Source organism: Pseudomonas sp. Fl5BN2, from assembly GCF_009908205.1.
Lineage (GTDB): Bacteria > Pseudomonadota > Gammaproteobacteria > Pseudomonadales > Pseudomonadaceae > Aquipseudomonas.
In genome coordinates this window covers 20,333-31,541 of the sequence record NZ_JAAARL010000041.1, presented here as the reverse complement: position 1 = coordinate 31,541, position 11,209 = coordinate 20,333, and the positions used below count along the sequence as shown (strand labels likewise).

Annotated in this window: 10 protein-coding genes and 2 pseudogenes; 4 read left to right on the top strand and 8 right to left on the bottom strand. The window is 63.6% G+C overall.

Annotated features, from left to right (window positions below; translation table 11 throughout):
• Positions 1-114 precede the first annotated feature (114 nt).
• Together GV819_RS33930 and GV819_RS33925 are read right to left on the bottom strand one after the other, a co-directional pair.
• Positions 115-711: pseudogene (locus GV819_RS33930) on the bottom strand (methyl-accepting chemotaxis protein); the annotation flags it as partial.
• A gap of 261 nt (positions 712-972) precedes the next feature.
• Positions 973-1,905 (bottom strand): annotated as a pseudogene (locus GV819_RS33925) (cache domain-containing protein); the annotation flags it as partial.
• Positions 1,906-2,516: 611 nt separating this feature from the next.
• On the opposite strand from GV819_RS33925, the gene GV819_RS32030 reads away from it, so the two are divergent.
• Positions 2,517-3,413, top strand: coding sequence for a PA4780 family RIO1-like protein kinase (locus GV819_RS32030; RefSeq protein ID WP_161760034.1), 897 nt, complete (start codon positions 2,517-2,519; stop codon positions 3,411-3,413).
• 83 nt (positions 3,414-3,496) lie between these two features.
• Here the strand turns inward: GV819_RS32030 and cueR are convergent, their stop codons facing one another.
• From cueR to GV819_RS32015, 3 genes are all read right to left on the bottom strand, one after another.
• Positions 3,497-3,901: a Cu(I)-responsive transcriptional regulator gene (gene cueR / locus GV819_RS32025; RefSeq protein WP_161760033.1), complete on the bottom strand. Its 405-nt coding sequence runs from the start codon at positions 3,899-3,901 to the stop codon at positions 3,497-3,499.
• Positions 3,898-6,297: a heavy metal translocating P-type ATPase gene (locus GV819_RS32020; protein WP_161760032.1), complete on the bottom strand. Its 2,400-nt coding sequence runs from the start codon at positions 6,295-6,297 to the stop codon at positions 3,898-3,900. Before GV819_RS32020 ends, cueR begins: the two co-directional genes overlap by 4 nt.
• Positions 6,298-6,470: 173 nt before the next feature.
• Positions 6,471-6,854 carry a hypothetical protein gene (locus GV819_RS32015; protein WP_161760031.1) on the bottom strand — a complete coding sequence of 128 codons (384 nt, stop codon included), beginning with the start codon at positions 6,852-6,854 and terminating at the stop codon, positions 6,471-6,473.
• Between the two features lie 145 nt (positions 6,855-6,999).
• Between GV819_RS32015 and GV819_RS32010 the strand changes: the two genes are divergently transcribed.
• Both GV819_RS32010 and GV819_RS32005 read left to right on the top strand, forming a co-directional pair.
• Positions 7,000-7,197, top strand: coding sequence for a heavy-metal-associated domain-containing protein (locus GV819_RS32010; protein WP_161760030.1), 198 nt, complete (start codon positions 7,000-7,002; stop codon positions 7,195-7,197).
• Between the two features lie 92 nt (positions 7,198-7,289).
• A complete protein-coding gene (locus tag GV819_RS32005) occupies positions 7,290-8,486 on the top strand; it encodes a multidrug effflux MFS transporter (RefSeq protein ID WP_161760029.1) in 1,197 nt (398 codons plus the stop codon).
• A 1-nt stretch (position 8,487) separates the two neighbouring features.
• Here GV819_RS32005 and GV819_RS33005 read toward each other — a convergent pair whose 3' ends face one another.
• The 3 genes from GV819_RS33005 to GV819_RS31995 all read right to left on the bottom strand — a co-directional run bounded on the left by GV819_RS33005 (position 8,488) and on the right by GV819_RS31995 (position 10,143).
• Positions 8,488-8,664 (bottom strand): hypothetical protein, encoded by a 177-nt coding sequence (locus tag GV819_RS33005; protein WP_178125240.1) that lies wholly within the window; start codon positions 8,662-8,664, stop codon positions 8,488-8,490.
• A 141-nt stretch (positions 8,665-8,805) separates the two neighbouring features.
• Complete coding sequence (locus GV819_RS32000) at positions 8,806-9,819, bottom strand: zinc-binding alcohol dehydrogenase family protein (RefSeq protein WP_161760028.1); 1,014 nt, start codon at positions 9,817-9,819, stop codon at positions 8,806-8,808.
• A 30-nt stretch (positions 9,820-9,849) separates the two neighbouring features.
• The gene (locus GV819_RS31995) at positions 9,850-10,143 is read right to left on the bottom strand and encodes a putative quinol monooxygenase (protein WP_161760027.1); all 294 of its coding nucleotides are present in this window, start codon (positions 10,141-10,143) and stop codon (positions 9,850-9,852) included.
• 118 nt (positions 10,144-10,261) lie between these two features.
• Here GV819_RS31995 and GV819_RS31990 point away from each other — a divergent pair, with 118 nt between their 5' ends.
• Positions 10,262-11,170: a LysR family transcriptional regulator gene (locus GV819_RS31990; RefSeq protein ID WP_161760026.1), complete on the top strand. Its 909-nt coding sequence runs from the start codon at positions 10,262-10,264 to the stop codon at positions 11,168-11,170.
• The last annotated feature ends 39 nt before the right edge of the window (positions 11,171-11,209 follow it).

The following is an 11,209-nucleotide window of genomic DNA, read 5'->3' as shown; positions in this document are numbered from 1 at the left end:
CGGGCGGGCAGGGTGTGACGGCGATCATCGAGCGCTGAGGAGGCTCTGCCGCGCCTTGAGGTTCGCCGGCGCGTCGGCTCCTGCAATAGGAGCCGGCTGCCGGCGCAAGGTGCTTCAGGTCTTGAAGCGCCGCACCAGGCTGTCCAGTTCATTGGACAGTCCCGCCAGGCTTTGGGAGTCCAGGCGCGCCGAGTTCGCCAGTTCCGCCACCAACTGCGCATCGCCATGAATCTGGCTGATGTGTCGGTTGATGTCTTCCGCCACCTGATGCTGTTCCTCGGCGGCGGTGGCGATCTGGGTATTCATGTCGCGGATCACGTCCACCGACTCGCGGATCTGCCCGAAGCTATTGCGTGCCAGGCCGATGCGGCTCACCGACTGTTGGGACACCTCCAGGCTGGCGTGCATCTGCTGGGTTACGGCGCTGGTGCGCTTGGCCAGGTTGCCCAGCAGCCCGTCGATTTCGGCGGTGGAGTCGGCGGTGCGCTTGGCCAGGGCCCGGACTTCGTCCGCAACCACGGCAAAACCACGTCCCTGTTCACCGGCCCGAGCCGCCTCGATAGCGGCGTTGAGGGCTAGCAGGTTGGTCTGTTCGGCGATGGAGCGGATGGTGCCGAGGATCGACTGGATGTCGTTGCTGTCGCGTTCGAGTTGCTGCATCGATTGCGCCGACTGTTCGATCTCCTGGCTCAGGCGATCGACGCTGTGCACTGCATCATCGATCTGCTGCTGGCCTTCCCGGGCCTGACGCTGGCCGTTGTCCGCCGATTCGGCTGCCTGGCTGCAGGAACGGGCCACCTCGTTGGCAGTGGCGACCATTTCATGGAACGCCGTGGACACCATGTCCACGGCTTCGCGCTGGCGCCCGGCAGCTTCGGACATGTCGCTGGAGACCTGGGTCGAGGAGTGGGAGGTGGCGAGGATCTTCTGCGCCGCCAGGCCGATGTTCTGGATCAGGCTGCGGATCGCCGCGAGGAACTGGTTGAACCAGTTGGCCAGTTGCGCGGTTTCATCGCTGCCGCGGATGTTCAGGTTCTGGGTCAGGTCGCCGTCACCCTGGGCGATGCCTTCCAGGCCGCTGGCGACGCCGCGGATCGGCCGCACGATAAGGCTGGCGAAGCTCGCCCCGACCACCGCGAACAGCAAAGCCAGGACCCCGGCGATGATGGCGATGATCCAGGTCAGCTGGGTGGCCGAGCCCATGACTTCGCTCTGCTTGATCAGGCCGATGAAGGTCCAGCCCAACTGTTCCGAGGGCCAGACGTTGGCCATGTAGTGCTCGCCGTTGATTTCCACGTTCACCAGGCCTTTGCCGGCCTTGGCCAGTTGGGCATAACCGTCGCCGAGGCTGTCCAGGGCCTTGAAGTTGTGCTCCGGCTGTTTGGGGTCCACCAGCACCGTGCCGTTGTTCTCCATCAGCATCAGGTAGCCGGATTCTCCGAGCTTGATCTGCTTGACGATTTCGGTGAGCTGCTTGAGGGTCACGTCGATGCTCACCACCCCACCAGGGTTGCCCAGCTTGTTGGCGACGGTGCGCACGGTGCTGACATAGGTCGCGTTATCGGTGGCCCAGTAGTAGGCCGCGGTACGCAACGGCTTGCCCGGATTGGCCATGGCGGCCTTGTACCAGGGGCGCTGGCGCGGGTCGTAGTTGTTCAGTTTGGGATCGTCTGGCCAGGACACATAGCCGCCGGCGTCGGTGCCGATGATCGCGTAGGCGTAAGCCGGATGGCTGGTGCCCAGGCGTTCGAGCAAGGCAAAGACCTGCTTGTCCATCTCGCCTTGGGGGATCTGCTCGGCATCGGCACTGCTGTAGTTCTTCAGGCTGTCATCAGTGTTGGCGATCAGCGGTTGGGAGGCCAGGTAGTCGACGTTCTGGCTGATGCCGTCGAAGAATATTTGCATGGCATTGCTGACCTGGCGGATCTCGCGGCCACTGTTATCGACGAAGCTGTCCTTGGCATCGCTGCGCAGGTTCATGACCACCAGCGTGGCGACCAGCACCACCGGCAGGCAGGCAATGACGGCGAAGGCCCAGGTGAGTTTCTGCTTGATATTCATCCACGCTCCAGATTTTTTTGTATGACCACGAAGTGCAGGTGACTCGCGGATTATGGGCAGGTTGAAAGGTGGCGCTGATTGCCGTCCCTGAGAGTAAGGTCGAGCCGGCGGCGATCGAACCTTGGCCGGCGGCTGACGTCTTTGTTGGGTTGTTGGACAAATCCCGTTGTCTCTGATGACTTCGGCTGGCGCGGCGGAATATTGAGCCGCGCGCAGAAAAAACCTCGGTCAGGGAGCCGAAGGCGTTCGCCGGGCAGCGGCAATCTCGCGGCCTTGCCTGGACATTGGCGGGCGGACTCTCGGCTATGATCTCTGGCTGCATCGATGGATTGATCTGGCACATTGAGTGCATTGCAGTCGTTCGGTGGTCGGCAGCCCTTTCCCGCCGTGGGAGGATTGCCGTATAACGAGTGACTTTCGCGTGTTTGGTAACAAGGGACCCACAATAAAAGCTGATGAAGACTCCAAAACGCATTGAACCGCTGATCGAAGACGGTCTGGTAGACGAGGTGCTGCGCCCACTCATGAGTGGTAAAGAGGCAGCTGTGTATGTGGTGCGCTGCGGCAACGAGCTTCGTTGCGCGAAGGTCTACAAGGAGGCTAACAAACGCAGTTTCCGTCAGGCGGCGGAGTATCAGGAAGGTCGTAAGGTCCGCAACAGCCGTCAGGCGCGGGCGATGGCCAAGGGCTCCAAGTTTGGCCGCAAGGAAACCGAGGACGCGTGGCAGAACGCCGAAGTGGCGGCCTTGTTCCGCCTGGCCAATGCCGGGGTACGAGTGCCCAAGCCGTTCGACTTCCTTGAAGGCGTGCTGCTCATGGAGTTGGTGTCCGACGAATACGGCGATGCCGCGCCGCGGCTCAACGATGTGGTGCTGGATCAGGATCAGGCCCGTGAGTATCACGCCTTCCTGATTTCCCAGATTGTGCTGATGTTGTGTACCGGACTGGTGCACGGTGACCTTTCCGAGTTCAACGTGCTGCTGGGACCGGATGGTCCGGTGATCATCGACCTGCCCCAGGCGGTCGATGCGGCGGGCAACAACCACGCGTTCAGCATGCTCGAACGTGACGTCGGCAACATGGCTTCCTACTTCGGGCGCTTTGCCCCGGAGCTCAGGGACACCCGTTATGCCAAGGAGATGTGGGCCTTGTATGAGGCTGGCATCTTGCACCCGGGCAGCGTGCTGACCGGCGAGTTCGACGATCCGGAAGAACTGGCGGATGTCGGCAGCGTGATCCGCGAGATCGAAGCAGCGCGTCTCGACGAGGAGCGTCGTCAGGCAATGCGCGCGGCGGACGAGGTGCCGGCGGGCAAGTCCGAGGAACCACCGCCTCCGCCCTGGATGCAGTGACCCCATGAAAAAATCCGGCCCAGGCCGGATTTTTTTATTTCCGCAGATTGCACCCTGCAGTCGTACAGAGTGCTAGCCAGCGGTCAGGCCTCGCAGCAGCTGCCGGACGCCAGTTCCTTGAGGATCGGGCAGTCTGGGCGATGGTCGCCTTGGCAATGCTCCACCAGGTCCTGCAAGGTGTCGCGCAGCTCCGCCAGTTCGCGGATCTTCTGGTTCAGCTCGTCGATGTGCTGGCGTGCCAGGGCCTTTACATCGGCGCTGGCCCGTTGCCGGTCCTGCCACAGGGTCAGCAGCTTGCCGACCTCTTCCAGGGAAAACCCCAGGTCTCGGGAGCGCTTGATAAAGGCCAGGCTGTGCAGGTCGTCGTCGCCGTACAGGCGATAGCCGCTGTCGCTGCGATGGGCCGGCTTGAGCAGCCCGATGGACTCGTAGTAACGGATCATCTTGGCGCTCAGGCCACTCTTGCGGGCTGCTTGGCCGATGTTCATTCGGCGTTCTCCAGGTCTTTGGGTTTCCAGGTTTTCAACAGTAGCGCATTGCTCACCACGCTGACGCTGGACAGGGCCATGGCCGCCCCGGCGAGCACCGGGTTGAGCAGGCCGAAGGCTGCCAGGGGAATGCCGATCAGGTTGTAGACGAAGGCCCAGAACAGGTTCTGGCGGATCTTCGCATAGGTCTTGCGGCTGATTTCCAGGGCTGCCGGGATCAAGCGCGGATCGCCGCGCATCAGGGTGATGCCTGCTGCATGCATGGCGACGTCGGTGCCACCGCCCATGGCGATGCCGATGTCTGCCGCTGCCAGGGCTGGGGCATCATTGATGCCGTCGCCGACCATCGCCACTACGCCGGTCTTTTTCAGTTCGGTGACGGTGGCGGCCTTGTCCGCCGGCAGCACTTCAGCATGCACGTCGGCGATGCCCAGGGCATCGGCCACTACCTTGGCGCTGCCACGGTTGTCGCCGGTCAGCAGGTGGCTGCTGATATGCCGCGCGTTGAGTTGCTGTATTGCCTGCAAGGCTCCCGGCTTGAGAGTGTCGCCAAAGGCGAACAGGCCCAGCACCCGGGGGTGCGGGCTTTGCTCTATCAGCCAGGACAGGGTCCGGCCCTCGTGTTCCCAGTCCTGGGCCGCCTGGGCCAGGCTTCCCGGGATCAAGCCGCTTTCCTCCAACAGGCGACGATTGCCCAGGGCCAGTTGGCGGCCGTCCAGGGTGCCGGCAATGCCGCGTCCGGTCAGGGACTGGCTGGCGCTGACATCGGCCACCGGCAGCTGGCGTTCCTGGCACAGGTCCAGCACCGCTTTGGCCAGGGGGTGTTCGCTGCCGCGCTGGAGGGCGCCGGCCAGTTGCAAGGTGGTGTTTTCGTCCCCGTCCAGGGCCTGCATATGAGCGATGCGCGGCGTGCCGGAGGTCAAGGTGCCGGTCTTGTCGAAGACCACCGAGCTGACTTCGTGGGCCCGCTCCAGGGCTTCGGCATCCTTGATCAGGATACCGTGGCGGGCGGCGACGCCGGTGCCGGCCATGATCGCGGTGGGCGTGGCCAGGCCCAGGGCACAAGGGCAGGCGATTACCAGCACCGCCACTGCGTTGATCACGGCGGTTTCCAGGGGGGCGCCGTACATCCACCAGCCCACCAGCGTGATCAGGGCCAGCACCAGTACGGTGGGTACGAATACCTGGCTGACCTTATCCACCAGTTTCTGGATCGGCGCCTTGCCGGCCTGGGCGTCTTCCACCAGGCGAATGATTCTTGCCAATACGGTTTCTGCACCCAGTGCCAGGGTGCGCACCAGCAAGCGGCCTTCGCCATTGATCGCACCGCCGGTGACTTTATCCCCGGGCTGCTTGGGCACTGGCAGGCTTTCACCGCTGATCAGGGCTTCATCGGCATGGCTCTGGCCTTCGATGACTTCACCGTCCACCGGAAAGCGCTCACCGGGCTTGACCAGCACCAGGTCATTCAGGCGCAGGGCGCTGATGGCCACTTCCTGCTCGCGGCCGTCGATCACCTGGATCGCTCGTTCGGGACGCAGAGCCTCCAGGGCGCGGATGGCGCTGGCGGTCTGGCGCTTGGCCCGGCTTTCCAGGTACTTGCCCAGCAGCACCAGGGCGATCACCACAGCGGAGGCTTCGAAGTACAGGTGTGGCATGCTGCCCTCTGCGGCGGTAGCCCACTCGTAGAGACTCAAGCCATAACCGGCGCTGGTGCCCAGGGCCACCAGCAGGTCCATGTTGCCGCTGCCGGCGCGCACGGCTTTCCAGGCCGCCACATAGAAGCGCGCACCGAAGATGAACTGTACCGGGGTGGCCAGGGCGAACTGCGCCCAGGCCGGGAGCATCCAGTGCAGGCCGAAGGGTTGCACCAGCATCGGCAGCACCAGAGGCAGGGCCAGCAGAATCGCCAGTACCAGGCTCCAGCGCTCACGACGCAGATGCTGTTGCTGTTGATCACCGGAGTGCTGCTTTTCGGCCTGCCAGAGGCTGGCGGAGTAGCCGGCCTTCGTCACCGCGTTGACCAGCACGGCTGGGTCGAGTTGCCCCAGCAACTCGATGTGGGCCCGTTCGGTGGCCAGGTTGACGCTGGCGTTGCGCACTCCGGGCACCTTGTTCAGGGCGCGCTCAACGCGACCGGCGCAGGTGGCGCAGGTCATGCCGCCGATGGTCAATTCAAGGCTCTGCACGGGAACGCTGTAGCCCGCGTTCTGCACCGCTTCGAGCAAGGCGGGCAGACTGTCTCGCTGGGCTTCGACCCGGGCCTGTTCGGTGGCCAGGTTGACGCTGACGGCACCGGTACCGGCGACTTTGCCCAGAGCACGCTCTACGCGCCCGGCGCAGCTGGCGCAGGTCATGCCGGCAATCGGCAGGTCGAAGGTGGTTGATTCAGGCATGGATGACACTCCCTGTAAATGTTGCCTACAGGATCAACCTTGCCACGCAGGCAAGGTCAAGGGGGGATTCTGCGGGTGCTTCATTTTGTCCCAGGGGCGTGTCAGCCGGGCGAACGCTAGAGCTTAAGACACGCCAGGCATGATCGGTTGCGAGGCGTGCAGAGGGCGGGGCGTCAGTACTCCAGGGCAGCGGGCTTGAGGTACATGCCTGACGGGGTCATGGCGATGCGGAACTTCAGCACGTCGCCGGCCCGCAGGCTGATGTCCTGGGAACCGGGGGCAAGCAGGCCCGGGCTGCAGCCGGGAGCCTGGCCTGGCAGCAGTTTCAGGCGCAGGGAGACTTTGCCCGGCGGCAGGTTGAAGGAGGTGCTCTGTTCCTGGAACAGTCGACCGGCGAGCTGATCCTGAATGTACAGGCCGATTTCGCAAGAGGTGGCGACTTCCAGTCGCTCCCTGGAAATGATCAGTACGCCGTAATCTTCGCCAGCGGCCATGGCCGGGGGCGCTGCGGCGAACAGGCCCAGGAGGCTGACGAGGCTGAAAGTTGACCAGCGCATGGCTGAATCTCCTGCTGTGATGTCGTAAGACGTGCAGCTTGGCCGAGCACGCCGCTGATTTCCAGCCCGGCAGATCAATCCGGAACTTGACCTTGCCATGGTGGCAAGGACAAGACTCTGCTCAACCCAATACAGGAGAAGCGTGATGCAAGTATTCAACGTTCAAGGCATGTCCTGCGGTCACTGCGTGCGGGCCATTACCCAGGCCCTGCAGAACAAGGACCCGGCGGCTACGGTGCGGGTGGATCTGGCGGCCAAGGAAGTGGGAGTCGAGAGCCGGCTGTCCAGCGAAGAAGTGATCAATCTGATCAGCGAGGAGGGCTACGCCGTCCAGGTGGCGTGAGTCTTTTTAATAGTTAGCGACCTATCGGAATGTTCAAGGCGTCCAAGCGCAGCTAGACTATGCAGCCGCTGACCAACGCTCGCTTGGATGTCATGAACCTCCGCACAATCCTGATTCTCGGCGCCTTGAGCGCTTTCGGCCCTCTGGCCATCGATTTTTATCTGCCGGCCTTTCCCGCGATGGCCTTGGCGTTCGGCACCGATGAAAAACACGTTCAACTGACCCTGGCTGCCTATTTCCTGGGCCTGTCCATTGGCCAACTGGCCTATGGTCCGGTGGCCGACCGTTTTGGCCGACGCCTGCCGTTGCTCGTCGGGGTTGGCTTGTTCACCCTGGCTTCACTGGCTTGCGCTTATGCGCCTAATCTTGAATGGTTGATTGGCGCGCGGTTCGTCCAGGCCCTGGGCGGCTGTGCCGGCATGGTGATCTCCCGCGCCGTGGTCAGCGACAAATGCGATGCAGTGGGCTCGGCCAAGGTGTTCTCCCAGTTGATGCTGGTGATGGGCCTGGCACCAATCCTGGCGCCAATGCTGGGTGGCCTGCTGGTCAACCTCTATGGCTGGCAATCGATCTTCATCATGCTCACGGTGTTCAGTGCCCTGTCCGGATTGGCGGTGGCCCTGGGCCTGCCGGAAAGCATGCCGGCCACTCGCCCGCGCCTGCCATTGTCCGGCGCGTTTCGGCAATACAGCCTACTGTTGGCGGACCGGGTCTTCCTCGGTCACGCCCTGACGGGTGGGATTGCCATTGCCGGGATGTTTTCCTACATCGCCGGCTCACCCTTTGTCTTTATTAAGCTCTACGGCGTACCCGCCGAGCACTTCGGCTGGTTCTTCGGGATCAATGCCGGTGGCTTCATCCTGGTAGCGCAGATCAATGCTCGGCTGCTGGCCAAGCGCGGCCCGGCCTTCCTGCTGGCGCGTACCGTGTGGATCTACCTGGCGGCGGGTTTGGCCCTGCTAGGGGTCAGCGTGTTGCACACCAGTGCACTGTGGCCGCTGCTGCTGCCACTGTTCGTGTGCATCGCCAGTCTGGGTTGCATCATTCCCAACGCCGCAGCCTGTGCCATGAATGGCCAGGGTGCACGTGCCGGCAGTGCTTCGGCGATGCTCGGCTGCCTGCAGTTCAGTGTTGCCGCAGGCGCGGCCTACCTGGTGGGAGCCTTGCACGATGGCAGCGCCATGCCGATGGCCTTGGTCATCTGCCTGTGCGGTGTTCTGGCGGTGAGCATGGCGGTGGTGACTCGGCGTTTGCAGAATGCCCGGGCGCTGAAGGCCGCCGAGCTCTGAATCAGCCGACGGCGCGCTGACTCTGGGGGATCTGGTGAGGGGCTTGCAAGCGGGCCTGCAGGGTCTGGGCGAATGCCCTGGCCTCGGCCTCACTGCGGAAGGTTACGCCATGCTGGTCGAGGCGTACCTGCCATTGAGGGCCTTTGGCGGTTGCCAGTTCTTTTATCAGGATCTTCATTGCTGACCTCCTAACGGTAAAAGAGTGCAGTGCAGGGGCCCCCAGTGTAGACCTGAATACGGTCAGAAATATGACCGAAATCAATTCTCGGACTGACGGCCGCCGACCTTTGCAAGGCAGTGGCGGCCGCTGGAAATGACCCTAGAAACCTTCCAGTACGATCTTGCCCTTGGCCTTGCCGCTTTCGAGCAGGGCGTGGGCTCGACGCAGGTTGGCTGCATTGATCTGGCCGAAATGCTCGCCGACTGTGGTCTTCAGAGTCCCCGCGTCGATCAGCTCGGCGACCCGGTTGAGCAACAGATGCTGCTCCTGCATGTCGGCGGTCTCGAACAGCGAACGGGTGTACATGAACTCCCAATGCAGCGACAGGCTCTTGCGTTTGAGCTTGGTCACGTCGAGGCTTTTCGGATCGTCGATCAACGCCAGCTTGCCCTGGGGGGCCAGGGCTTCCACCAACTGGTCGAGGTGGGTGTCGGTCTGGGTCAGGCTGGCAACATGGGTTACCTGATCGATGCCCACACGCTTGAGCTCGGCACTCAGCGGCTGGCTGTGATCCACCACCGCATGGGCCCCCAGCTCGCGGACCCAGGCCTGGGTCTGTTCGCGGGAGGCACTGCCGATCACCTTGAGGCCGGTGAGTTGGCGGGCCAGTTGGGTGAGGATCGAACCGACCCCGCCGGCAGCACCGACGATCAGCAGGCTCTGGCCTTGATCGCCCGGCTCCTGGCGGATCTGCAGGCGCTCGAACAGCAGTTCCCAGGCGGTGATCGCGGTCAGTGGCAAAGCCGCGGCTTCGGCGAAGCCCAGGCTCTTGGGCATGTGGCCGACGATCCGTTCATCCACGGTGTGCCGCTCGCTGTTGCCGCCGGCCCGGGCGATGGAGCCGGCGTAGAACACTCGGTCGCCGACCTTGAACAGGCTGACTTCGCTGCCCACGGACTTGACCACCCCGGCCACGTCCCAGCCCAGCACCTTGGCTGCGCCACCTTCGGGCTGGACGTTCTGGCGCACCTTGGTGTCCACCGGATTGACCGAGATGGCCTTGACCTCCACTAGCAGGTCCCGGGGACCGGGCACCGGTTCCGGTAGCTGGATGTCCTGCAGGGATTGCGGGTCGTTGATCGGCAGCGAGTGGTAGTAGGCGATGGCTTTCATGATGAACTCCTGATGAAGGTTGAGGGAAGGTCAGACGAGCAGTTGCAGGCGCTTGAGTTCGAAGTGCTCGATCGCTTCGCGGGTCTGGGCGATGAAGTGTTGGAAGTGCGCGGTGTTGTTGTGGAATTCCAGGGCGGCTTCATCGTCCCAGCGCTCCAGCACGTAGAAGGTTCCCGGCTGCTCGGCGTCCTGATGCAGCTCGTAGTACTGGCAGCCGCTCTCCTCGCGGCTGGGCGGGACCAGGGCGCTGAGTTCGCGCTTGAGGACGGCTTGCTGCTGGGGCTTGGCGATCAGGGTGGCAATCGCGGTGAAGGCTTGGGACATCGGGGATTCCTCGGGATGGCAGGGCGATGGAGAGATAATTGGCTATTTCTCCCGGAGATAAAACCGGCTAAAAGAGCAGTCTCTTTCAATATTTTTTTGATAATGCTGAGGCTGGCCCATGCTGCGATTCGATGACCTGCAACTGTTCGTGCGTGCCGCGGACCTCGGCAGCCTGTCGGCGGCGGCCCGGGTCATGGACCTGTCGCCGGCGGTGGCCAGCGCTGCCCTCAAGCGCATCGAAGAGCATCTGGGCGCGCGCCTGCTGGCCCGTTCCACCCGCAGTCTGCGGCTGACCGCTGAGGGTGAAGGGTTCCTTGAGTACGCCCGGGCTGCGCTGAGCAACCTGGATGAAGGACGGCGCCTGCTGGCCAGCGGCCAGGACCAGGTCAGCGGTGTCCTGCAACTGTCGGCCCCCTCGGATTTTGGTCGCAACCTGCTGTTGCCCTGGCTCGACGAGTTCCAGCGCGAGCATCCCAAGCTCAGCGTGCGCCTGCTGCTGGGGGACCGGATTGCCGATCTGTTTCGCCAACCGGTGGACATTGCCCTGCGCTACGGCGAGCCGGAAGATTCCAGCCTGGTGGCGCTGCCGATCGCCCCGGACAATCGCCGGGTGCTGTGTGCCGCCCCCAGCTACCTGGCCCGCCGCGGCGAGCCGCGCCAGTTGGAGCAACTGGCCCAGCACAACTGCCTGCTGTACATGCTCGACAGCCGGGCTCACGACCTCTGGAGCTTTTATGACGGTAAGCGCGAGGTGAGCCTGACTGTCAGTGGCGACCGCCTCAGCGACGATGCCGATGTGGTGCGGCGTTGGGCGGTGGCCGGAGAAGGGATTGCCTACAAGTCCTGGCTGGATGTGGCGGGCGATGTGCTGGCCGGGCGCCTGCAGATACTGCTGCCGGAACTGCGCTGCGAAGGCGCGTCGCTGAACCTGCTGTGCACCCATCGCGCGCACCTGAGCAAGCCGGTGAAGCTGTTGCGGGATCTGCTCCAGAGCCGCTGCGCCGAGATCAGCGCCCGGCGCCCGTAGGAGCCGGCTTGCCGGCGAACCCCCGGCGTCGCTGACGGA

What these genes read in the sequence shown, in the direction of transcription:
- GV819_RS31995 (WP_161760027.1), bottom strand. Translation starts at nt 10,143, where the DNA reads ATGTCCCAAGCCTTCACCGCGATTGCCACCCTGATCGCCAAGCCCCAG.
- GV819_RS32000 (WP_161760028.1), bottom strand. Translation starts at nt 9,819, where the DNA reads ATGAAAGCCATCGCCTACTACCACTCGCTGCCGATCAACGACCCGCAA.
- GV819_RS32030 (WP_161760034.1), top strand. Translation starts at nt 2,517, where the DNA reads ATGAAGACTCCAAAACGCATTGAACCGCTGATCGAAGACGGTCTGGTA.
- GV819_RS32015 (WP_161760031.1), bottom strand. Translation starts at nt 6,854, where the DNA reads ATGCGCTGGTCAACTTTCAGCCTCGTCAGCCTCCTGGGCCTGTTCGCC.
- GV819_RS32010 (WP_161760030.1), top strand. Translation starts at nt 7,000, where the DNA reads ATGCAAGTATTCAACGTTCAAGGCATGTCCTGCGGTCACTGCGTGCGG.
- GV819_RS33005 (WP_178125240.1), bottom strand. Translation starts at nt 8,664, where the DNA reads ATGAAGATCCTGATAAAAGAACTGGCAACCGCCAAAGGCCCTCAATGG.
- cueR (WP_161760033.1), bottom strand. Translation starts at nt 3,901, where the DNA reads ATGAACATCGGCCAAGCAGCCCGCAAGAGTGGCCTGAGCGCCAAGATG.
- GV819_RS32020 (WP_161760032.1), bottom strand. Translation starts at nt 6,297, where the DNA reads ATGCCTGAATCAACCACCTTCGACCTGCCGATTGCCGGCATGACCTGC.
- GV819_RS31990 (WP_161760026.1), top strand. Translation starts at nt 10,262, where the DNA reads ATGCTGCGATTCGATGACCTGCAACTGTTCGTGCGTGCCGCGGACCTC.
- GV819_RS32005 (WP_161760029.1), top strand. Translation starts at nt 7,290, where the DNA reads ATGAACCTCCGCACAATCCTGATTCTCGGCGCCTTGAGCGCTTTCGGC.